Genomic DNA, 22125 nt, shown 5'->3' with positions numbered 1-22125 from the left:
GAGGATGACATGGCAGTACGTGCGGCGGTGGCCGGAGCGAGTGGATACGCGGGCGGTGAACTCCTGCGCCTGCTGCTCGCGCACCCGGACATCGAGATCGGCGCCCTGACCGGCAACTCCAACGCCGGCCAGCGGCTCGGCGCGCTCCAGCCGCATCTGCTGCCGCTGGCCGACCGCGTGCTCGAGGAGACCACCCCCGAGGTCCTCTCCGGCCACGACGTCGTCTTCCTGGCCCTGCCCCACGGCCAGTCCGCCGCCGTCGCCGAACAGCTCGGCCCGGACGTCCTGGTCGTCGACATGGGCGCCGACTTCCGGCTGAAGGACGCGGCCGACTGGGAACGGTTCTACGGCTCCGCCCACGCCGGGACCTGGCCGTACGGCCTCCCCGAACTGCCGGGCGCCCGCGCCGCGCTGGAGGGGTCCAGGCGCATCGCGGTGCCCGGCTGCTATCCGACCGCCGCCACTCTGGCCCTCTTCCCCGCCTACGCCGCCGGACTCGCCGGGAACGAGGCCGTGATCGTCGCCGCTTCCGGCACCTCCGGCGCGGGCAAGGCGCCCAAGGCGCACCTGCTCGGCAGCGAGGTCATGGGCTCCATGTCGCCCTACGGCGTCGGCGGCGGCCACCGGCACACCCCCGAGATGATCCAGAACCTCAGCGCGGCGGCGGGGGAGCGGGTGTCCGTCTCCTTCACGCCGACCCTGGCCCCCATGCCCCGTGGCATCCTCGCCACCTGCAGCGCGAAGGCCGTCGCGGGCGTGACGGCGGAGTCCGTCCGGGCCGCCTACGAGAAGGCCTTCGCCGACGAGCCCTTCGTCCACCTGCTTCCCGAGGGCCAGTGGCCCGCCACGGCGTCCGTCTACGGTTCCAACGCCGTTCAGGTGCAGGTCGCGTACGACGAGGCCGCCGGCCGCATCATCGCGATCAGCGCCATCGACAACCTGACCAAGGGCACCGCTGGCGGTGCCGTCCAGAGCATGAACCTCGCCCTCGGACTCGACGAGACGACGGGGCTTTCCACGATCGGAGTCGCACCGTGAGCGTCACGGCAGCCAAGGGATTCACGGCGGCGGGCATCGCCGCCGGGATCAAGGAGAACGGCAACCCGGACCTGGCCCTCGTGGTCAACAACGGTCCGCGCCGCGCCGCCGCCGGCGTCTTCACCTCCAACCGTGTGAAGGCCGCGCCCGTGCTGTGGTCCGAGCAGGTCCTCAAGGGCGGCCAGGTGTCCGCGGTCGTCCTCAACTCCGGCGGCGCCAACGCCTGTACGGGACCGAAGGGCTTCCAGGACACGCACGCGACCGCCGAGAAGGCGGCCGAGGTGCTCGGGCGGGCCCCCATCGAGGTCGCCGTCTGCTCGACGGGCCTCATCGGCGTCCTCCTCCCGATGGACAAGCTGCTCGCGGGAGTCGAGACGGCCGCCGCCCAGCTCTCCGAGCACGGCGGTGAGAAGGCCGCCATCGCCATCAAGACCACCGACACCGTCCACAAGACGTCCGTCGTCTCCAAGGACGGCTGGACCGTCGGCGGCATGGCGAAGGGCGCGGGCATGCTCGCCCCCGGCCTGGCCACCATGCTGGTCGTCCTCACCACCGACGCCGTCCTCACCGACGACGCACTCGACAGCGCGCTGCGGGCCGCGACCCGCACGACCTTCGACCGCGTCGACTCCGACGGCTGCATGTCCACCAACGACACCGTGCTGCTGCTCGCCTCCGGCGCCTCCGACGTCACCCCGGAGTACGCGGAGTTCGCGGAGGCCGTACGGCAGGTCTGCGACGACCTCGGCCAGCAGCTCATCCGCGACGCCGAGGGCGCCAGCAAGGACATCAAGGTCGAGGTCGTGGGCGCGGCGACCGAGGACGACGCCGTCGAGGTGGGCCGCTCCATCGCCCGCAACAACCTCCTCAAGTGCGCCCTCCACGGCGAGGACCCCAACTGGGGCCGCGTGCTCTCCGCGATCGGCACGACGAAGGGCCGCCTTCGAGCCGGACCGGCTCAACGTCGCCATCAACGGCGTCTGGGTGTGCAAGAACGGCGGCGTAGGCGAGGACCGCGACAAGGTCGACATGCGCTACCGCGAGGTGCACATCGTCGCCGACCTCGCCGCCGGGTCCGAGACCGCCACCATCTGGACCAACGACCTCACCGCCGACTACGTCCACGAGAACAGCGCCTACAGCTCATGAGCACCACACGCAAACACACCGCGCTGCCCAAGGCCCAGATCCTCATCGAGGCGCTGCCCTGGCTGGTCCGGCACAACGGCAAGACGGTCGTCATCAAGTTCGGCGGCAACGCCATGATCGACGAGGACCTGAAGGCCGCCTTCGCCCAGGACGTCGTCTTCCTGCACCACGCCGGCCTCAAGCCGGTCGTCGTGCACGGCGGCGGCCCGCAGATCAGCGCCGCCCTCGACAAGCACGGCATCGTCAGCGAGTTCAAGGCCGGCCTGCGCGTCACCACCGAGGACGCCATGGACGTCGTACGGATGGTGCTGGCCGGGCAGGTGCAGCGCGAGCTGGTCAACCTGCTCAACGAACACGGGCCGCTGGCCGTCGGGTTGACCGGCGAGGACGCGCACACCATCACCGCCACCAAGCACCAGCCCGAGATCGACGGGGAGTTGGTCGACATCGGGCGGGTGGGCGAGATCACCGAGATCGACACGGGCGCGATCGAGGCTCTGCTCGCCGACGGCCGCATCCCGGTCGTCTCCTCGATCGCCCGGAGCCAGGACGACGGACATGTCTACAACGTCAATGCTGATACGGCGGCTGCGGCACTCGCTGCTGCGCTGGGAGCGGAGACTCTCATGGTCCTCACGGACGTGGAGGGTCTCTATGAGGACTGGCCGCACAGCGACGAGGTGATCAGCCGCCTGACCGCTTCCCAACTGGAGAAGCTGCTCCCGGAGTTGAGCTCCGGCATGGTGCCGAAGATGGAGGGCTGCCTGCACGCCGTGCGGAACGGGGTCAACACCGCCCGCGTCATCGACGGCCGGGTCCAGCACTCGATCCTGTTGGAGATCTTCACCGACGAGGGCATCGGCACGATGGTCGTGCCCGACGCCGAAGAGGGGGACGTCGCATGACCGCCAACGAAGAGCTCACCCAGCGGTGGCAGGGCTCGCTCATGGACAACTACGGAACCCCGCTGCTGCCCCTGGTGCGCGGTGAGGGCACGAAGCTGTGGGACGCCGACGGCAAGGAGTACCTCGACTTCGTCGGCGGCATCGCGGTCAACGCCCTCGGGCACGCCCATCCGGCGATCGTCGAGGCCGTGAGCACGCAGATCGGCTCCCTCGGCCACATCTCCAACTTCTTCATGGCCGACCCGACGGTGACCCTGGCCGAGCGGCTGCTGCAGCTCTTCGGCCGGGACGGCCGCGTCTTCTTCTGCAACTCCGGCGCCGAGGCCAACGAGGCCGCCTTCAAGATCGGCCGGCTGACCGGGCGCACGCACGTCGTCGCCACCGAGGGCGGCTTCCACGGCCGCACCATGGGCGCCCTGGCGATGACCGGCCAGGAGGGCAAGCGGACGCCCTTCCTGCCGCTGCCCGGCGAGGTCACGCACGTCCCCTACGGCGACGCGCAGGCGCTGGCCGCCGCCGTCACCGAGGACACCGCGCTGGTCATCCTCGAACCGATCCAGGGCGAGATCGGCGTGGTCACCCCGCCGCCGGGCTACCTCAAGGCGGCCCGCGCCATCACCGCCGCGAACGGCGCGCTGCTGGTCCTCGACGAGGTGCAGACCGGCGTCGGCCGGACCGGGCACTGGTTCGAGTACCAGGCGCACGAAGGGGTCCTGCCGGACGTCGTCACGCTGGCGAAGGGTCTGGGCGGCGGGCTGCCGCTCGGCGCGACGGTCGCCTTCGGGCGGGCCGCGGAGCTGCTGCAGCCGGGCCACCACGGCTCGACCTTCGGCGGCAACCCGGTCGCCTGCGCCGCCGGACTCGCCGTGATCGACACGATCGCGAACGAGGGGCTGCTGGACAACGTCAAGCGGCAGGGCGAGAAGCTGCGGGAGGGAATCGAGTCACTGGGCGACCCGTTGATCGCCCATGTCCGGGGTGCGGGCCTGCTGCTGGGTATCGTGCTCACCGAGCCGCTCGCGCCCCAGGTGCGCCAGGCGGCTCAGGAGGCCGGGTTCCTGGTGAACGCGCCCGCCGCCGACGTCGTACGGCTCATGCCGCCGCTGAATATCGGCGACGATGAGGTGGACGCGCTCCTGCGGGCACTTCCCGGCATCCTGGACGCGGCCAAGGGGGACGGATGATCCGGAGAAACGAACGACGATGAGTCAGGCGCAGGACGACGCACAGCACGCGGGGCCTGCCGTGCCGCAGACGCGGACAGCGCGGCATCGCCGGATCGTGGACATCCTCAACCGGCAACCGGTCCGCTCGCAGAGCCAGTTGGCGAAGCTTCTCGCCGACGACGGCCTGAACGTCACGCAGGCGACGCTCAGCCGGGACCTCGACGAGCTCAACGCGGTCAAGATCCGCAACACCGACGGCGACCTGATCTACGCGGTGCCCAGTGAGGGCGGTTTCCGCACCCCGCGCGCGCCGCTGGGCGGGTCGGCGAAGGAGGAGCGGATGCGGCGGTTGTCGCAGGAGCTGCTGATCTCCGCGGAGGCCTCGGCGAACCTCGTGGTCCTGCGCACACCCCCGGGGGCGGCGCAGTTCCTGGCCTCGGCCATCGACCAGGCCGAACTGCACGACATCCTCGGCACGATCGCCGGCGACGACACCCTCCTGCTGATCAGCCGCGAGCCCACAGGCGGCCAGGCCCTGGCAGAACACCTGCTGCGGCTGGCCCAGAACGGCCACTGAGCGGACGGCCCGGGCGCACGCCACCCGCGGGCCCTTCGCCCGGGGGCCGGCGTGCGGCGAGGCGTTGCGCCCACGGGGCGGCGGTGGGTGTGCGGCCTGGTCTCGCGACCTGTGGTGGTGGCATGTGTGGGGCGCGGCCGCCTTGCGCCTGCGTGATGGTGGCCGCGTGTGCGGCGAGGCGTTGCGTCCATGCGGCGGCGGTGGGTGTGCGGCCTGGTCTCGCGACCTGCGGTGGTGGCATGTGCGGCGTGTGCGGCGAGGCGTTGCCCCCACGGGGTGTTGGTCATGTGTGCGGAGCGGCCTTGCGTCCATGCGGGCGGCCTCGCGCCCATGCGGTGGATCGCCGCGAGCCGTGCGCGGCCGGTCACGCCCGCGCGGTGGTGGCCGTGTCCAGGCGCAGCCCGTGCCCCTCGGCGGCACGCAGTCGCCCGGGCTGGGACGCGCCGGGCCCCGGCGCGGTCCGTGCGCCACGGCGGCATGCGGTCAGCCCAGCCGGGACGCCAAGCCCCCCGTGCAGCGGACCTCGTCGCCCGCCGTGATGAGCAGGGCCTCCACGTCCGGCAGGGACTCCAGCCAGCGCAGGCCGTCCCGTGAGCCCATCGCGAACGCGGCCGTCGCCCAGCAGTCCGCCCAGGTCAGCCGGGGGGCGACCACCGTCACGGCCACCAGGTCGGTGACCGCGGACCGGCCCGTCCTCGGGTCGACGATGTGGGCCCCGCGCTCCGCCGTGCCCGACGTCGCCACGGCCAGCTCGTCGGCACCGGCCGCCGAGACCACCGCGGCCAAACCGCCAGGGCGCAGCGGGTCGGCGACACCCACCCGCCAGGCGCGGTGCTCCTCCGGCACGCCGAACATCTGGACGTCGCCGCCGCCGTTGACGCTGACGCCGGTCGCGCCGGCCGCGCGCAGCCGGAGGGCGGCGCGCTCGGCCGCCCAGCCCTTGACGATGCCGGTGGGGTCCAGCCGCTTCTGGTAGTGCATGCTGAACCAGCCGTCACTCACCCGCTCCGCCTCCGCGCCCAGTTCGAGCACCTCGGCGATGTCCGGGTCGCACGCCTCCAGGTCCAGCTCCCCGCGCGCCAGCCGGGACACCTGGCTGTCCTCGCGGTAGGTGCTGAACAGTTCGTTCACCCGGTGCAGTCCGGCGATCGCCTCGTCGAGCGCCGCCTCGACCGCACCGGGCTCCCCGCCGCGGACGTCGAAGGAGAAGACGGTCCCCATGACCTCCTCCGCGTGCCGGCGTACCGCGACGGGAGCATCCGCAGACTCGGCCACTAGCTCAGCCACCGGCCTGGTCCAGCGCCGACTGCAGCGACTGCTTGTAGCCGCCGCTGGTGTACGTGGCCCCGGACACCGAGTCGATCTTCGCGCTGCCGGCCGCCACCGCCTCCTGGTTCAGCTTGGGGATCGACAGGGCCGTCTTCTGGTCGCTGAGGCCGCCCTTGGGCGCCTGCACCGCCTCCGCCTTGGTGATCTTGCCGTTGCTGACCGTGATCCGGACCTGGACCGGCCCGTACTGGGTCTGCGCGACGGCCCCGGTGACGGTCTTCGCCTGGGCGGCGCCCGAGGACCCCGAACCACCGCCCTGGGAACCCGAACCGCCGCCCTGCGACGGGGCACCGGCACCCTGGGAGGGGCTCGCGCCGCTCTGCGAGGAACCGGCGCTCGCCTTCATCTTGTCGAGCGCCGCCTGCAGCGACTGCTTGTAGCCGTTGCTCGTGTACGTCGCCCCCGACACCGAGTCGATGGCGGCGCTCTGTGCCGCGACCGTCTCCTGGGTGAGCTTGGGGATGGACAGGGCCGTCTTCTGGTCGCTGGTGCCGCCCTTGGGCGCCTGGATGGCCTCCGCCTTGGTGATCTTTCCGTTGGCGACGGTCAGCCGGACCTGGACGTTGCCGTACTCCGTCTGGACCACGCTGCCGTCGACCGTGCCGTTGCCGGTGGCCGAGCTGCCGCCCTGGGGCGACTCCTGGGCCGCCTGGGTCTGCTGCGGGGCCGCGCCGGCCGCCTGGGCGTTGGGGTCCGACGCCGGCTTCAGCGACAGCAGCAGCACGACACCCGAGACGGTGGCGGCGGTGGCCAGCACGACACGCCGGACGGGGTGACTCTTCTTCATCGTTCCGAGGCTCCTGAAGTCCCGTCGCTCACATCTCGAACGACTCGTGATGGATGCGGCGGGCGGGCACTCCCGCACCGCGCAGTGCTTCGTACACGGTCTGCGCGAACCCGGCCGGCCCGCACATGAACACGTCGTGCTCGTCGATGTCCGGCAGCTTCTGCCGCAGCCGCTCCGCCGAGATGTCGGGGCGCTCCCCGTCAGGGCTGTTGACGGCGTACATCAGCCGGGCGCCGCGGTCGTCGGCGATGGCGGCGAGCTCGTCCCACAGGGCCAGGTCCTGCGTGGTGTTGGCCCGGTACAGCAGGGTGATGTCACCGGCCGCGCCGGGCAGCGTCTCGAACAGCGCCCGCATCGGCGTGATGCCGACGCCGCCGGCGACCAGCAGCACCTTGCCGCGGCTGCGCCGCTGCGCGGTCATCGCGCCGTACGGCCCCTCCGCCCACACCCGCGTGCCGGGCGTCAGCTCACGCAGCCGGGCGCTGTGGTCGCCGATCGCCTTCACGGTGATCCGCAGCATGTCCGGGCGCGGCGCCGCCGACAACGAGTAGGGGTGCGAGCTGAACCGCATGCCGGGCGCCAGGAACCGCCAGCGGAAGAACTGCCCCGCCTCCGCGCCCATCCGGTGCAGCTTGCGCCCGCCGATCAGCACCGACACGATGCCCGGCGTCTCCTCGATGACCGCCTCGACGCGCATGCGGTGCCGCATGTTCAGCCGGATCGGGACGAGGACGCGGTACCAGAGGACCAGCGCGGTGACCGACCCGTACAGCGCGTACCAGAAGGTCTTCGCGGTCGGCTCGACGGCGAAGTCGTTGCCGGTGGTGATCTGGTGCCAGAACGTCAGGAACACCGCGGCGTACGTCAGCAGGTGGACGTGGTACCAGGTGTCGTACCCCATCCGGCGGCGCACCGGGCCGATCGACGTCAGCCCGATGAGCACGAACAGTCCGCTGCCGATGGCCGCCTTGCCCATGTCCGGCAGCTGGTTGATGGAGTCGATCGTCTGCTGGACGATGTCGCCGAGCGTCTTGCCGGCCTGCAGCGCGTAGCCCCACATGGTGAGGAAGATGTGCGCCGCGATGAGGCTGAGCGTGTAGCGGCCGCTCATCGCGTGCCAGCGGGCCACCCGGTCGGATCCGACCCGCCGCTCCAGGGCGGGCACCCGGGCCATCTGCAGCACGACGAGTGCCATCAGGTAGCCCGCCAACAGGCCGGTGATCCGGCCCGCGTTGAGGATCCTGCCGTTGTTGTCGGCGATGGACGGCGTGTTGTTCCACCACAGCCACATCACCGCCGCGGCGCCCGCCCAGACGGCGAGCAGCAGAACGGTCGCCGGGGAACGGCGCGGGCGGATGCGGCGCATCGTCTGGCGGCGGGCGGCGCGGCCGCCTGCGAGCGTGGTGGTCACGATTCCTCCGGGAGCGGGGGCAAGGGGGGTGGCGTGGTCCCTTGGCCCTGAGATACGTGCCACGACGCCTGTGCGTTCAGCCGCGTGCCGAGTCGAGTGCCGACTGGAGTGACTGGCGGTAACCGTCGCTCGTGTAGGTGGCACCGGACACGGTGTCGATGTTCGCGCTCTGCGCCTGCAGCGCCTCGCTGCGCAGACGGGGCAGGGCGTAGCTGTTGATCTCCTGGTCGCGTGGGTTGTCCGACGGCGACTGCACGGCCGTCACCTCGGTGAGCTTGCCGCCCTTGAGGGTGATCTTCACCTGGACCGGACCCCAGCGGGTCTGGATCGTGTTGCCGGTGACGGTCTTCGTGCCGGACGTGCTCGACCCGCCGGAACTGCTCGATCCACCGGAGCTGCTCGACCCGCTCGACGCGCTCGAACTGCTGGACGGCGCGGGTACCGCCACGGCGGCCGCCGGTGAGGAATGCGGCTTCAGCGACAGCAGCATCACCATGCCGGAGACGGTGGCGGCGCTCGCCAGCACGATGCGGCGCAGCGGACGGTTCTTCTTCAGCGCGTGCACGGTTGGGGCCTCACAGCTCTCAGAATTCGAACGACTCGTGGTGGATGCGGCGGTCCGGCACTCCGGCGGCGCGCAGCTCCTCGTACAGGTCCTGGGCGAAGCCGTGCGGGCCGCAGATGTACACGTCGTAGGCGGCCAGGCCCGGGAAGGTGGCCCGCAGCGACTGCGCGGTCAGGTTCGGGCGCCGGCCGTCCGGCCCGTTGAGCGCGTACAGCACCTTCGCGCCGCGCCAGCGGGCGACGGCCTCCAGCTCCCCACCGAGCGCGAGGTCCTCGGAGGTGCGGGCCCGGTACAGCAGCGTCACGTCTCCGGGCAGGGTCTCGAACAGCGCCCGCATGGGGGTGATACCGACACCGGCGGCGATCAGCAGCGACTTCGCCGAGGTCTGCCGGTCCGCGGTCATCGAGCCGTACGGGCCCTCCGCCCACACCCGGGTGCCCGGCCGCAGCAGCGAGACGGCCGCGCTGTGGCCGCCGAGCGCCTTGACCGTGATCCGCAGCAGGTCCTGGCGCGGCGGCGCCGACAGCGAGTACGGCGTCGACGTCCAGCCCATGCCCTCACCGAGGAAGCGCCAGCGGAAGAACTGCCCCGCCTCGGCACCCATCTCGTCCAGGTGCCGGCCGCGCATGACGACCGAGTACACGCCCGGCGCCTCGCGGTGCACCGACTCCACCCGCAGCCGGTGGCGCAGGTTCAGCCGTACCGGCGCGAGGAGCCGGAACCACACCACCAGGGCCGCGACACCCAGGTACAGGGCGTACCAGGCGGCCGTCGCGACCGCGTGGCCGTTGAAGTCGTTGCCCAGCGCCAGCTGGTGGCTGAAGGCCAGGAAGACGGCCGCGTACGTCAGCAGGTGGACGTAGTACCAGAACTCGTAGCTCAGCCGCCGTCGCGCGGCCCGCGCCGAGGTGATGCCCACCGCGAACAGGATGACCGTGCCGGCCGTGGTCTTGAGCATCTCCGGATAGTCCATGACCACGGTGACCGTCTCGTGCCACAGCGAGGCCCGGTCCTGGGCCGCGTAGCCGAGGAGGATCAGCACGACGTGCGCGACGAGCAGGCTGATCGTGTAGCGGCCGGCCATCGCGTGCCAGCGGGCCACCCGGTCGGAGCCGACCCGCCGCTCCAGCAGCGGCACGCGCGCCATCAGGCCGACGAGCACCGCGCAGGCGTACCCGCACAGCAGTCCTGCGATGCGCCCGGCGTCGGTCAGCCAGCCCGCCGTGCCGACCACGGAGGCGGTGTCCGCCCACCACAGGGCGACCACGGCCGCGGCGCCGGCCCACAGCAGCGCGAGCACGGCACCGGCGGGGGAGCGCGGCGCGGCCGGCGTCACGGCAGGGGCCGTCCGCCGGTCGTACACGGTGGTCATATGTGCGTCCTTTCGCCTTCTATGCGACGCAAGGGTGCCGTCGTAACTTCTCAGGACCCTCTGAAACGGGCGCCGCCGAGGCCACTCAGAGAAAACTCAGAGCCACGAGAGAGGCCCGCCGGGCCCCGCGAGGAGCGATCCTGGTGAGGAGATGAACACCAGATCAGGCCGCCCCGCCCTCACCCGCCCCGACGGCACCCCGCTGCGCGTCCTCGTCGTCGACGACGACCCCGACCTCGCCGAAGTGCTCTGCGGCGCCCTGCGCTACGAAGGCTGGCAGGTGCGCACGGCCGGCGACGGTGCGGCGGCGCTCGCCGAGGCCCGCGAGCTGATGCCCGACGCCGTCGTCCTGGACGTGATGCTCCCCGACACCGACGGCTTCGCCGTGCTGCGCTCCCTGCACTCCGTGAAACCCGACGTCTGCGTGCTGTTCCTGACCGCCCGGGACGCGGTCGAGGACCGCATCGCGGGCATCACCGCGGGCGGCGACGACTACGTCACCAAGCCCTTCAGCCTGGAGGAGGTCGTCGCCCGGGTACGCGGCCTGCTGCGCCGCGCCGGCATGGCCCGCCAGCTGGAGGAGGGCCCGCAGCTGGTCGTCGGCGACCTGGTCATGGACGAGGACTCCCACGAGGTCACCCGGGGCGGGGAACTGATCGAGCTGTCGCCGACCGAGTTCGAGCTGCTCCGCTTCCTAATGCGCAATCCGCGCCGCGTCCTGAGCAAGACGCAGATCCTCGACCGCGTCTGGTCCTACGACTTCGGCGGCCGCGCCCACGTCGTCGAGCTGTACATCTCCTACCTGCGCAAGAAGGTCGACGCGGGCCGGGAACCGATGATCCACACGGTCCGCGGCGCCGGGTACGTGCTGAAGCCGGTGAGCCCATGAGGTTCCTGCGCCGTCTGCCGCGCCCGCGCACCCTCAGGGCCCGGCTGACCGTCGGCCTGGTCGTCCTGCTCGCCGTCAGCTGCGCCGCGGTCGGCGTGGCGGCCGTGATCGAACTGGACGGGTTCCTCGTCAGCCGGCTCGACCAGCAGCTCGCCCAGGCCGGCAACCGCTTCCCGGAGAGCCTGGAGCACAAGGGGCTGCCGCTCGACGACCACGACGGCGACGAGCACGGCGACACCCGCCGGCAGACCACCGGCACCTTCGGGGCCCGGCTGGTCGGCGACACCGTCACCAACGCGGCCGTCGTCCGTCCCGGCAGCGTCACCGACGTGCCCCTGAGCACGGCGGACCAGCGGCAACTGGCCGACGTCCCGGTCGACGGCCGGGCCCACAGCGTCGAGCTGTCCACGCTGGACTCCTACCGGGTGAAGGCGTCCCAGGGCATCGACGGCGACGTCCTGATCACCGGCCTCCCTCTGGAACCGGTGGAGGCCGCCGTCCACCGTCTGATCCTGGTCGCCGCCGTCGTCTTCGGCCTGGCCCTCACCGTCACCGGCGTGGCCGGCGCCCTGTGGGTCCGCTGGTCGCTGCGGCCGCTGAGCCGGGTCGCGGCCACCGCCACCCGGGTCAGCGAACTGCCGCTGGCCAGCGGCGAGGTGGCGCTGCCGCCGCGCGCCCCCGAGTCGGACCCGCGCAGCGAGGTCGGCCAGGTCGCCGGCGCCTTCAACCGCATGCTGGGCCATGTCGAGGACGCGCTGACCAAGCGGCACGCCAGCGAGGAGCGGCTGCGCAGCTTCGCCGCCGACGCCAGCCACGAGCTGCGCACCCCGGTCGCCTCCGTCCGCGGCCACGCGGAACTGGCCCTGCTGCACCCGGGCCCGGTGCCGCCGAAGATCACCCGTGCCCTCGAACGCATCGCCGCCGAGTCCGGCCGGATGGGCGAGATGGTCGACGAGATGCTGCTCCTGGCGCGGCTGGACGCGGGCCGGCCGCTGGAACGCCACCCCGTCGACCTCACCATGCTGGTCCTGGACGCCGTCACCGACGCCCGGGCCGCCGGCCCCGACCACCGCTGGTCGCTGGATCTGCCGGAGGAACCGGTCTCGGTGGACGGCGACGCCCACCGGCTGCAGCAGGTGCTGGCCAACCTGCTGACCAACGCGCGCGTGCACACGCCCGCCGGCACCAAGGTCACGGTGTCCCTGGAGATGGAGGGCAGGGCCGTCCTGCTGAAGGTGCACGACGACGGGCCCGGCGTGCCCAAGGACGTGCAGCCGACCATCTTCGAGCGCTTCACCCGGGCCGAACACCGCCGCCGCTCGGACGCCCCCGGCGGCGGCGCGGGCCTCGGCCTGTCGATCGTCGCCGCGGTGGCGGAGGCGCACGGCGGAAGCGTGGAGCTGGAGAGCCGGCCCGGGGCGACCACGTTCACGGTGCGGCTCCGCGCGTCGTGACGGGCGTGCTCAGGCCGGGCGTGGCGCTCGGGCCGGGGAGGGCGGCAGCGGCAACGGCAGCCCCGGCAGCCCGTCCATGCTGGTGGCGATGTGGTCCTTCTTGGTGAAGTAGTCGCTCAGTGACGCGTCGTCCTCGCGCGCGAAGCGCCTGCCGTGCAGATCGCGGTCCTCGTCGTACGTCATGAACGGCACCGCGTATCCGCAGGTGTCGCGGACGAGTTCGGCGGTCACGACGATGATCGCGCGCAGGCCGTGCGTGGTCGGGTCGATGTCGGGGAAGCGGGCGAGGAGTTCCTCGAACCGGGGGTCGTCACGGAAGACCGGTTCACCGCGCCCGTGCACCCGCACGATGTTCGGCGGCCCCTGGAAGGCGCACCACATCAGGGTGATCCGCCCGTTCTCCCGCAGATGGGCGATCGTCTCGGCGTTGGACCCGGCGAAGTCCAGGTAGGCCACGGTGAGTTCGTCGAGCACCGCGAAGGAGCCCTTGAGGCCCTTGGGGGAGAGGTTGACCGTGCCGTCGCCGGAGAGGGGAGCGGTCGCGGTGAAGAAGAGGGGCTGCTCCTCGATGAAGGTGCGCAGCCGGCCGTCTATACGCTCATAAGTTTTTCCCACACCTGACGATTATGAGCGCAAGTCTTTCGTTCGTCTAAGGAATTGCGCTCCCGGCCGCCGTGGGGGCCCCGGCCCCCTGCCGCGGCCGCCCCGGCCGGCGCTGAATCGGGGCGGCCACAGCGCCTGTCACGTCACTTGGTGAGCGTGCAGGCGGCCAGGGAGTCCAGGCCGGTCGGCTTCGTCGACGTACGGCCGATGGCCGTGGCGATGCGGTCGACGGTCGACTTCCGCTTGTCCGCGAGCGGGCCGAGGATGGCGTTGTTGACGAAGTTGGGGCCGCCCTGGCCGACGGTGGACACGAGGCGCTTGTTGGCCTCGTCGATCTGGGTCTGCAGCAGGGTGAGGTTGCGGGTGACCTCTGCCTGGGCGGAGGCGGGGATCGCGGGCAGCTTCGAGGCGACGTCCGGGCATGTGATCGTGCCGGCGCCGGTCGCGGCGTTGGCGTTGCCCCCGGCGTTGGCGTTTGCGTTGCCCCCGGCGTTGTTTCCGGCGCCCGCGTTGCCTGCGTTGCCTGCGTTGCCCGCATTACCCGCGTTGCCGTTGCCGTTGCCGTTGGCGTTGCCGGCCGCGTTGCCGTTGCCGGCGCCGCCCGCACCCGCTCCGTTCAGCGTGCACGCCGCGAGCGCGTCCAGGCCGGTCGGCTTGGCCGCCGTACGGCCGATGGCCGTGGCGATGCGGTTGACCGTGGCCACGCGCTTGTCCTTGAGCGGGCCGAGGATGGCGTTGTTGACGAAGTTGGGGCCGCCCTGGCCGACGGTGGACACGAGGCGCTTGTTGGCCTCGTCGATCTGGGTCTGCAGCAGCGTGAGGTTGCGGGTGACCTCTGCCTGGGCGGAGGCCGGGATCGCGGGCAGCTTCGAGGCGACGTCCGGGCACGTGATCGTGCCGGGCGAGGCCGCCAGGGTCCGCGCGTCGGTGCCGTTGCCCTTGGAGGGCGTCCCGGCGAGGGCGGTACCGGCGATGATCGCCCCGGACAGCGCCACGGCGGCGGCGCCGCCGAGGATGACGACGCGACGCTTGTTGTACTTCGGAAGAGCCCTGGACATGCGACTGCCTCACTCGGGTCTCGGGTGACAGGGGTGTCACTGCTGTGTGGCTGGTGTGTACAAACGCGGCGCCTGCGTTCGGCGTGAGGTACGTGAAAGCGGTTGCGGGTGTTCAACAGCCTCGCGAATTGACGAATCATGCATTGCTCTGCATACTCATGCATGACGGTTCGGACTCTTCCCTAGGAGCAACGCAAGTGAGCAGCAACAGCGGTGACGTCCGGCTCTGGGGCGGCCGGTTCGCCGACGGTCCCGCCGAGGCCCTGGCGAAGCTGTCCGCGTCCGTCCACTTCGACTGGCGGCTGGCGCCGTACGACATCGCCGGCTCGCGTGCCCACGCGCGCGTGCTGCACAAGGCCGGGCTCCTGACCGAGGACGAGCTGGGGCGCATGATCGCCGGGCTCGACCAGCTGGAGGCCGACGTGGCCGACGGCTCCTTCGTCGGCACCATCGCCGACGAGGACGTGCACACCGCCCTGGAGCGCGGCCTGCTGGAGCGTCTCGGCCCGGACCTCGGCGGCAAGCTGCGCGCGGGCCGCTCCCGCAACGACCAGGTCGCGACCCTGTTCCGGATGTACCTGCGCGACCACGCCCGCGTGATCGGCGGCCTGATCGCCGAGCTGCAGGACGCCCTGATCGGCCTGGCCGAGGCCCACCCGGACGTCGCGATGCCCGGCCGTACGCACCTCCAGCACGCCCAGCCGGTCCTCTTCGCCCACCATGTCCTGGCCCATGTGCAGTCGCTGTCCCGGGACGCCGAGCGGCTGCGCCAGTGGGACGAGCGCACGGCGGTGTCGCCGTACGGCTCGGGCGCCCTCGCGGGCTCCTCCCTCGGTCTCGACCCGGAGGCGGTGGCGAAGGACCTCGGCTTCGAGCACGGCAGCGTCGGCAACTCCATCGACGGCACGGCCTCCCGCGACTTCGTCGCCGAGTTCGCCTTCATCACGGCGATGATCGGCGTGAACCTCTCCCGCATCGCCGAGGAGGTCATCATCTGGAACACGAAGGAGTTCTCCTTCGTGACCCTGCACGACGCGTTCTCCACGGGCTCGTCGATCATGCCGCAGAAGAAGAACCCGGACATCGCCGAGCTGGCGCGCGGCAAGTCGGGCCGCCTGATCGGCAACCTGACGGGCCTGATGGCCACCCTCAAGGCCCTGCCGCTCGCCTACAACCGCGACCTGCAGGAGGACAAGGAGCCGGTCTTCGACTCCATCGACCAGCTGGAGGTCCTGCTCCCGGCCTTCACCGGCATGATGGCGACGCTCACCGTGCACCGCGAGCGCATGGAGGAACTGGCCCCCGCCGGCTTCTCCCTGGCCACCGACATCGCCGAGTGGCTGGTCAAGCAGAACGTCCCCTTCCGTGTCGCGCACGAGGTCGCCGGCGAGTGCGTGAAGGCCGCCGAGGCCGAGGGCAAGGAGCTGGACGAGCTGACGGACGAGCAGTTCGCCAAGATCTCCGCCCATCTGACCCCGGAGGTCCGCACGGTCCTCAACGTGCCGGGCGCCCTCGCCTCCCGCGACGGCCGAGGCGGTACGGCGCCCAGCGCGGTCGCCGTCCAACTGGCGGAGGTCAAGGAGAACGTGGCGGCCCAGCACACCTGGGCGACGGCCCGGCAGCGCACCTGAGGGGGCGCGGGGCTGTGTCGATGACGGCTCCGCCGCGTGGGCGCGACAGGCCACGACCGGCGCGCACGCGCCGACGCACCGCACCCACCGAGCTCTGAGGCGAACGGCCCCGCGGGCTACGTTGGTCGGGAACCGAACCGGACCCGACCCACGGAGCCCGCGATGCCCTTCGCCCGACTGGCCGCCGCAACCACCCCCACCTGCCACATCGGACTGGGCCTCGCCGCCGTCGGCCGCCCCGGCTACATCAACCTCGGCCGGGACGAGGACCTCGGGGAGCACCGCACGGTCGAAGACCTGCGCGCCCGGACCCACGAACTCCTCGACGCCGCCTACGTGCAGGGCGTCCGCTATTTCGACGCGGCCCGCTCCTACGGCCGCTCGGAGGAGTTCCTCGCCGAATGGCTCAACGCCCGGCCGAGCTTCGACGACATCGTCGTCGGGAGCAAGTGGGGCTACACCTACACCGCCGACTGGGCGACGGACGCCGAGACGCACGAGGTCAAGGACCACGGCGTCCGCACCTACGAGCGTCAGCGCGCCGAGACCGCCGCCCTGCTGGGCGACCGCCTCGACCTCTACCAGATCCACTCGGTGACCCCGGACAGCCCGGCCCTGACCGACAAGGAACTGCACGCCGAACTCGCCGAGGCCGCCGCCCAGGGTCTTACCATCGGCTTCTCCACCAGCGGCCCGGCCCAGGCGGACGCCGTCCGCGCCGCCCTCGCGGTGACGGTCGACGGCGAGCCCCTCTTCCGTACCGTCCAGTCGACGTACAACGCCCTGGAGACCTCGGCGGCCCCCGCCCTGGCCGAAGCGCACGACGCCGGCCTCACCGTGATTGTCAAGGAGGGCATGGCCAACGGCCGGCTCGCGGCCCCGCACGCCCCCGAAGCCCTGAAGGCCGTGGCGGAGGAGACCTCCCTCGGCTGCGACGCCGTCGCCCTCGCCCTGATCCTCCGGCAGCCCTGGGCGGGCGTCGTCCTCTCCGGCGCCGCGACCGTCGCCCAGCTCGCCTCCAATCTGCACGCGGCCGCGGTGGACCTCGAGGAGGACCAGCTGGCCCGCCTGGCCGCGCTCGCCGAGGAGCCGCGGGCCTACTGGGAGAAGCGCAGCAGCCTGCCCTGGCACTGAGACACCGACCCGTACCCCCCACCGGGTGAGTCGCGCATGCGTCGTGTGAGACATGAATGTCTCACATGGGCTATGGTTATCTCATGCCTGTCGACCGTGACCACGTCCTCCGCTCCGCCGCGGCCCTGCTGACCCGCAAGTCCACCGCGACGATGGACGAGGTCGCCAAGGCCGCCGGCATCAGCCGCGCCACCCTGCACCGGCACTTCGCGGGCCGCGACGCGCTCGTTCGGGCACTGGAGTCGCTCGGCATCACCGAGTGCGAGGCGGCACTGGACACGGCCGCGCTCGACGAGGGACCAGCGCCCGACGCCGTGCGGCGTCTCGTACGGACGCTGGAGCCGTCGGCCGCCCTGCTCGCCTTCCTCTACACCGAGAACCAGCTCTTCGAGGGTGAGCAGCAGAACGCGGGCTGGACCAGGATCGACGACTGCATCGCGGCCCTGTTCCGGCGCGGACAGGCGGCCGGCGAGTTCCGCATCGACCTCACCCCGGGCCTGGCTCACCGAGGCGCTGTACGGCCTGCTGGCCTCCGGTGCCTGGGCGGTGACCGAGGGCCGAGTGGCCCGCAAGGACTTCACCCACATGATCACCGAGCTGCTGCTCGGCGGCGCACTGCGCCAGGACACTCCCCGAAGGAAGGAATCATGACCAGCACCCTGCAGCCGGCGACCACGACCGAGGCGGTGAAGCGCCCGGGCCGCTGGACGGCGCTGGCCGTCCTCGTCCTCGCCGTGCTGCTGGTGGCCGTCGACGCGACCGTCCTCGGTCTCGCGACCCCCTACATCAGCGAGGACCTGAACCCCACCGGCACCCAGCTCCTGTGGATCGGCGACGTCTACTCCTTCGTCATCGCCGGCCTGCTCGTCTCCATGGGCAGCCTCGGCGACCGCATCGGCCGCAAGCGCATCCTGCTCGGCGGCGCCACGGCGTTCGGGGCGATATCGGTCCTCAACGCCTACGCCACGACACCGGAGATGATGATCGTGGCCCGCGCCCTGCTCGGCGTCGCGGGCGCGACCCTCATGCCGGCCACCCTCGCCCTGATCCGCAACCTCTTCCACGACCCGCGCGAACGCAGCCTCGCCATCGGCATCTGGGGAGCGACCGCCTCCGCGGGCACGGCGGTCGGCCCCATCGTGGGCGGCTTCCTGCTGGAGCACTTCTGGTGGGGCTCGGTCTTCCTGATCAACCTGCCCGTGATGGCCGTCCTCGTCGTCGTCGGCATCCGCACCCTGCCCGAGTCCCGCAACCCGAACCCCGGCCCCTGGGACCTGACCAGCGTCCTGCTGTCCCTGGTCGGTGTGATCGGTGTCGTCTACGCGGTCAAGGAAGCGGCGACCCACGGCCTCGCCCTGCCCTCGCTCGCCGTCGGCGCACTGGGCGCGGCGGCCCTGACCTGGTTCGTCCGCCGCCAGCTCACGCTTGCCACCCCCCTGCTGGACATGCGGCTGTTCCGCAACCGCGGTTTCAGCGCCGCGGTCCTGGCCGACCTGCTGACCATTCTGGGCCTGTCCGGCCTGGTGTTCTTCCTCTCCCAGTACCTGCAACTGGTCCAGGGCAGGGGTCCGTTGGAGGCCGGGCTCGCCGAAGTCCCCGCGGCGGTGGGCGCGGTGGCGGCCGGTCTGGTCGCGGGCCGGGCGGCCCGCCGCTTCTCGGTGCGCGCGGTCGTCGCGGGCGGCCTCGCGGCGGTGGGCCTGGCCCTGGCCGGGCTGACGGTCCTCGACGCGTCGACCGGCTACGGCATCCTCGGCGCCGCCCTGCTGGTGGTGGGCGTGGGCGCGGGCTTCTCCTTCACGGTCACCGCGGACGTCATCCTCTCCTCGGTGCCCAAGGAGCAGGCGGGCGCGGCCTCCGCGGTCTCGGAGACGGCGTACGAACTCGGCGCGGCCCTGGGCATCGCCCTGCTCGGCACCATCGTCACGGGCGTCTACCGGAGCTTCACCGCTCCGGCGGGCACCCCCTCAGGGGCACACGAATCCCTGGGCGGCGCGGTCGAGGCGGCGGCCGGGATGCCGACGGCGGCGGGCCGGGAACTCCTGTCCGCGGCCCGCGACTCCTTCGTCGACGGCCTCTCGATCGCGATGGGCGTGGGAGCGACCGTCCTCCTGACCACGGCAACCGCAGCATGGTTCCTGCTCCGAAACCAACACCTGGAGACCCACCCCTAAAGGGGCGCGAGCAACCGGACCGTCGGCCCACCAGGGGCGCGAGGAACCGCGCACAGTCCCCTCACCCACAGCGCCCCTCACCCACGGCACCGTCAGTCCGGCCGAACCGTCGGAGACCTACGCCGCCTTCGCCTTGGTGGCGTACATGTCCACGTACTCCTGGCCGGACAGCCGCATGACCTCCGCCATCACGGAGTCCGTCACGGCCCGCAGCACGTAGCGGTCGCGGTCCATCCCCTCGTACCGGGAGAACTCCATGGCCGGGCCGAAGCGAACCGTCACCTTCGCGGGCCGCGGCATCCCCGCGCCGCCCGGCTGGATCTTGTCCGTGCCGATCATGGCGAAGGGGACGACGGGCGCGCCGGTCATCAGCGTCAGCCGCGCGATGCCGGTGCGCCCCCGGTACAGCCGCCCGTCGGGGGAGCGGGTGCCCTCGGGGTAGATGCCGAACACCCGGCCCTCCTCCAGGATCCGGCGCCCGGTCATCAGCGCGGCCACGCCGCCCTTGCCGCCGTCCCGGTCGACCGGGATCATGCCGACGCCGGTGAAGAACCACGCCATCAGCCGGCCCTTGAGGCCCTTGCCGGTGACGTACTCGTCCTTGCCGATGAAGCACACCTGCCGGTCGCACACGAGCGGCAGGATCATCGAGTCGATGAAGGTGACGTGGTTGCCGGCCAGGATGACGGGGCCGTCTCCGGGGATGTTCTCCACGCCTTCCACCTGTGGGCGGAACATCAGGCGCATGATCGGTCCGAGCACTGCCTTGATGAGCGCGAAGCGGGACAACGGGCCCTCCGATGTCAAGGGTTTCGATATGAGTCTGTGCAGGTGAGGACGATACTCCCGGGCCCGGGGGTCGCGCACATCGGGTTCACCGGGGTCTTACGGACTGTTGACATACATTTACCTGCGGTGACGCCGTGTTGCTCACCGGTAACCGGCCCGGAACCTGTGACGCACGTCGCGTACACCGAAAGAGGGGGGCCGACACCTCGTCAGATCTCCTTTCCCGTACGACATCGGGCGTCACCCGCGTGTTCCGGCCACGGTCTCCCGCCCGTCATGTCCACGCACCTACGATCGGCCCGCATCAAGGAGCCCACGGCAGGGGAGGCGTTCATGGGAACGCAGGAGAACGATCAGGCAGGCGGCACGGGGCGCCGGGCGCTTCTCGGCGCGGCGGTGCTGGGCGCCGGCGGAGCCGTACTCGGCCTGTCCACGGCCGCGAGAGCCGCCGAGGCGCGGCCCGGCGGCGGGCTGGGCGGCCTGCCCAAGCCGACGATCATCGGCCACCGCGGCACCGCCGGCTACCGGCCGGAGCACACCTTCGGCTCGTACGACCTGGCCCTCGACATGGGCGCCGACATCGTCGAGGCCGGCGACCTGTGCCCGACCAAGGACGGTCATCTGGTCTGCCGGCACGAGCCGGAGATCGGCGGGACCACCGACGTCGCCGACCACCCCGAGTTCGCCGGCCGCAGGACCACCAAGGTGCTCGACGGCGTCGCCACCACCGGCTGGTTCACCGAGGACTTCACGCTCGCCGAGCTCAAGACGCTGCGCGCGATCGAGCGCATCCCGGCCAACCGCCCGCACAACGCGCTCTACAACGGCCGCTGGGAGATCCCCACCTTCGAGGAAGTCCTGCGGTGGCAGGACGAGCAGACCCGCCGGCGCGGCAAGCAGGTGTGGATCTACCCCGAGACCAAGCACCCCACCTACTTCCGCAAGCTGGGCCTGGGGCTGGAGGAACGCGTCGCCAAACTGCTGCACAAGCACGGCAAGGACCGGCGGAACTCCCCGGTCATCCTGCAGTCCTTCGAGCCGACCAGCATCCAGCGGCTGAACAAGCTCGTCGACAACCCCCTCGTCGTGCTGCTGTCCGGCGCGACCACCCGCCCCTGGGACTTCGTCGAGTCGGGCGACCCGCGCACCGTCGCCGACCTGATCACCCCCAAGGGGCTCAGGGAGATCGCCGGCTACGCGCAGGGCATCGGCCCGACCCTGGACCTGGTCATCACCAAGAAGGCGGACGGCAGCCTCGACAAGGAGACCCCCCTGGTCTCCGACGCGCACAGGGTCGGCCTGATCCTGCACCCGTACACCATGCGCAACGAGAACCCCTTCCTGCCGGCGGAGTACCGCAGGGGCACGGACGCGGACGGCTACGGCGACGCCTTCGGCGCCTTCAAGCGCTATTTCGCCACCGGCATCGACGGCGTCTTCACCGACAACGCCGACACGGGCCTGCTGGCCCGCGCGGACTTCGTCAACGGCTGAGCGCCGCACCCCGGTTGGGGTGAACGGCCGGCCGCCCGGGCAACCCGGCACCGGGCGGCCGCGTCGGTCCGCATATGACGCACGACCTGCTCACCGCCCTGCGCCCGCTGCTCACCGCCGAGGCCTCGGCCGAGGCACCCGCCTCCGGGACCGAACCGGCCGACCTGGAGCAGGCGGTCTGGCTCCGCCTGCTGGAACGCCTCGACGCGGACGGCCCGCCCCTCGACCCGCCGGGCTGGCTGCGCCGCGCCGTCCGCTCCGAGGCCCGCCGCAGCCGCCGTACGGCCCGTCTCGAACGGCCCTACGGCGCCGAGCCCGCCGACCACACCGAGCGGGACCCCGCCGACCTCGTCCTCGCCGCCGCCCGCCGCACTGCCCTGCGCGACGCGGTGCGTCGGCTGCCCGGTCGCTGCCCCGGTCTGATCGAGGCCCTGCTCTCGCCGAAAGACCTGACATACAGGGAAATCGCGGGGGAGTTGGGTATGTCACAGGGAAGTCTGGGCCCGGAACGCTCCAGATGCCTGGGATGTCTTCGCCGTTTGCTCACATCGGAGGTTGCGGCGCGCGAAGGGCGGGGATAGGAGTGGGGGACAACGTGGCGAT

19 protein-coding genes and 2 pseudogenes are annotated in these 22125 nt (G+C 71.8%); 13 read left to right on the top strand and 8 right to left on the bottom strand.

Annotation, left to right across the window (positions count from 1 at the left end; all coding sequences use genetic code 11):
• Window positions 1-9 precede the first annotated feature (9 nt).
• The 5 genes and pseudogenes from argC (at window position 10) to LN251_RS01505 (ending at window position 4835) form a co-directional block, all read left to right on the top strand.
• Window positions 10-1038: an N-acetyl-gamma-glutamyl-phosphate reductase gene (gene argC / locus LN251_RS01525; RefSeq protein ID WP_458242738.1), complete on the top strand. Its 1029-nt coding sequence runs from the start codon at window positions 10-12 to the stop codon at window positions 1036-1038.
• Window positions 1035-2187: pseudogene (gene argJ / locus LN251_RS01520) on the top strand (bifunctional glutamate N-acetyltransferase/amino-acid acetyltransferase ArgJ). Before argC ends, argJ begins: the two are co-directional and overlap by 4 nt.
• On the top strand, window positions 2184-3092 hold the full coding sequence (argB, locus tag LN251_RS01515; protein ID WP_458242737.1) for an acetylglutamate kinase: 909 nt from the start codon (window positions 2184-2186) through the stop codon (window positions 3090-3092). The pseudogene argJ and the gene argB overlap by 4 nt, the downstream one beginning before the upstream one ends.
• The gene (locus tag LN251_RS01510) at window positions 3089-4276 is read left to right on the top strand and encodes an acetylornithine transaminase (RefSeq protein WP_458242736.1); all 1188 of its coding nucleotides are present in this window, start codon (window positions 3089-3091) and stop codon (window positions 4274-4276) included. The genes argB and LN251_RS01510 overlap by 4 nt, the downstream gene beginning before the upstream one ends.
• 19 nt (window positions 4277-4295) lie before the next feature.
• Window positions 4296-4835: an arginine repressor gene (locus tag LN251_RS01505; RefSeq protein WP_058926418.1), complete on the top strand. Its 540-nt coding sequence runs from the start codon at window positions 4296-4298 to the stop codon at window positions 4833-4835.
• Between the two features lie 483 nt (window positions 4836-5318).
• Here the strand turns inward: LN251_RS01505 and LN251_RS01500 are convergent, their stop codons facing one another.
• The 5 genes from LN251_RS01500 to LN251_RS01480 all read right to left on the bottom strand — a co-directional run bounded on the left by LN251_RS01500 (window position 5319) and on the right by LN251_RS01480 (window position 10299).
• A complete protein-coding gene (locus tag LN251_RS01500) occupies window positions 5319-6056 on the bottom strand; it encodes an FAD:protein FMN transferase (protein WP_458242735.1) in 738 nt (245 codons plus the stop codon).
• Window positions 6057-6114: 58 nt separating this feature from the next.
• Window positions 6115-6951: an FMN-binding protein gene (locus LN251_RS01495; protein ID WP_458242734.1), complete on the bottom strand. Its 837-nt coding sequence runs from the start codon at window positions 6949-6951 to the stop codon at window positions 6115-6117.
• Window positions 6952-6979: 28 nt separating this feature from the next.
• A complete protein-coding gene (locus LN251_RS01490; protein ID WP_249836670.1) occupies window positions 6980-8362 on the bottom strand; it encodes a ferredoxin reductase family protein in 1383 nt (460 codons plus the stop codon).
• A 76-nt stretch (window positions 8363-8438) separates the two neighbouring features.
• On the bottom strand, window positions 8439-8927 hold the full coding sequence (locus tag LN251_RS01485) for an FMN-binding protein (RefSeq protein WP_458242733.1): 489 nt from the start codon (window positions 8925-8927) through the stop codon (window positions 8439-8441).
• A 19-nt stretch (window positions 8928-8946) separates the two neighbouring features.
• Window positions 8947-10299, bottom strand: a complete 1353-nt coding sequence (locus tag LN251_RS01480) for a ferredoxin reductase family protein (protein ID WP_458242732.1) — start codon at window positions 10297-10299, stop codon at window positions 8947-8949.
• 151 nt (window positions 10300-10450) lie between these two features.
• On the opposite strand from LN251_RS01480, the gene LN251_RS01475 reads away from it, so the two are divergent.
• Entirely contained in the window at window positions 10451-11188 is a 738-nt protein-coding gene (locus tag LN251_RS01475; RefSeq protein ID WP_458242731.1) for a response regulator transcription factor, read from the top strand.
• The gene (locus LN251_RS01470) at window positions 11185-12642 is read left to right on the top strand and encodes a sensor histidine kinase (protein ID WP_458242730.1); all 1458 of its coding nucleotides are present in this window, start codon (window positions 11185-11187) and stop codon (window positions 12640-12642) included. The genes LN251_RS01475 and LN251_RS01470 overlap by 4 nt, the downstream gene beginning before the upstream one ends.
• A 9-nt stretch (window positions 12643-12651) precedes the next feature.
• Here LN251_RS01470 and LN251_RS01465 read toward each other — a convergent pair whose 3' ends face one another.
• Together LN251_RS01465 and LN251_RS01460 are read right to left on the bottom strand one after the other, a co-directional pair.
• Window positions 12652-13257, bottom strand: a complete 606-nt coding sequence (locus tag LN251_RS01465; RefSeq protein ID WP_458242729.1) for a pyridoxamine 5'-phosphate oxidase family protein — start codon at window positions 13255-13257, stop codon at window positions 12652-12654.
• A 131-nt stretch (window positions 13258-13388) separates the two neighbouring features.
• Window positions 13389-14303, bottom strand: coding sequence for a hypothetical protein (locus tag LN251_RS01460; RefSeq protein ID WP_458242728.1), 915 nt, complete (start codon window positions 14301-14303; stop codon window positions 13389-13391).
• A 197-nt stretch (window positions 14304-14500) separates the two neighbouring features.
• Here LN251_RS01460 and argH point away from each other — a divergent pair, with 197 nt between their 5' ends.
• From argH to LN251_RS01440, 4 genes and pseudogenes are all read left to right on the top strand, one after another.
• Complete coding sequence (gene argH, locus LN251_RS01455) at window positions 14501-15934, top strand: argininosuccinate lyase (protein WP_458242727.1); 1434 nt, start codon at window positions 14501-14503, stop codon at window positions 15932-15934.
• 162 nt (window positions 15935-16096) lie between these two features.
• Window positions 16097-17068, top strand: coding sequence for an aldo/keto reductase (locus LN251_RS01450; RefSeq protein WP_458242726.1), 972 nt, complete (start codon window positions 16097-16099; stop codon window positions 17066-17068).
• An 83-nt stretch (window positions 17069-17151) separates the two neighbouring features.
• Window positions 17152-17719 (top strand): annotated as a pseudogene (locus LN251_RS01445) (TetR/AcrR family transcriptional regulator).
• On the top strand, window positions 17716-19239 hold the full coding sequence (locus LN251_RS01440) for an MFS transporter (protein ID WP_458242725.1): 1524 nt from the start codon (window positions 17716-17718) through the stop codon (window positions 19237-19239). Before LN251_RS01445 ends, LN251_RS01440 begins: the two are co-directional and overlap by 4 nt.
• A 117-nt stretch (window positions 19240-19356) precedes the next feature.
• Here LN251_RS01440 and LN251_RS01435 read toward each other — a convergent pair whose 3' ends face one another.
• Window positions 19357-20028 carry a lysophospholipid acyltransferase family protein gene (locus LN251_RS01435; protein ID WP_249841294.1) on the bottom strand — a complete coding sequence of 224 codons (672 nt, stop codon included), beginning with the start codon at window positions 20026-20028 and terminating at the stop codon, window positions 19357-19359.
• Between the two features lie 333 nt (window positions 20029-20361).
• On the opposite strand from LN251_RS01435, the gene LN251_RS01430 reads away from it, so the two are divergent.
• Complete coding sequence (locus LN251_RS01430) at window positions 20362-21522, top strand: glycerophosphodiester phosphodiesterase (protein ID WP_458242724.1); 1161 nt, start codon at window positions 20362-20364, stop codon at window positions 21520-21522.
• Window positions 21523-21596: 74 nt separating this feature from the next.
• Entirely contained in the window at window positions 21597-22103 is a 507-nt protein-coding gene (locus LN251_RS01425) for an RNA polymerase sigma factor (protein ID WP_458242723.1), read from the top strand.
• The last annotated feature ends 22 nt before the right edge of the window (window positions 22104-22125 follow it).

The sequence above is a fragment of the Streptomyces sp. MAI_2237 genome (genome assembly GCF_054189285.1).
The sequence above is the reverse complement of the archived record's forward strand: the minus strand, read 5'-3'. Positions and strand labels throughout refer to the sequence as shown.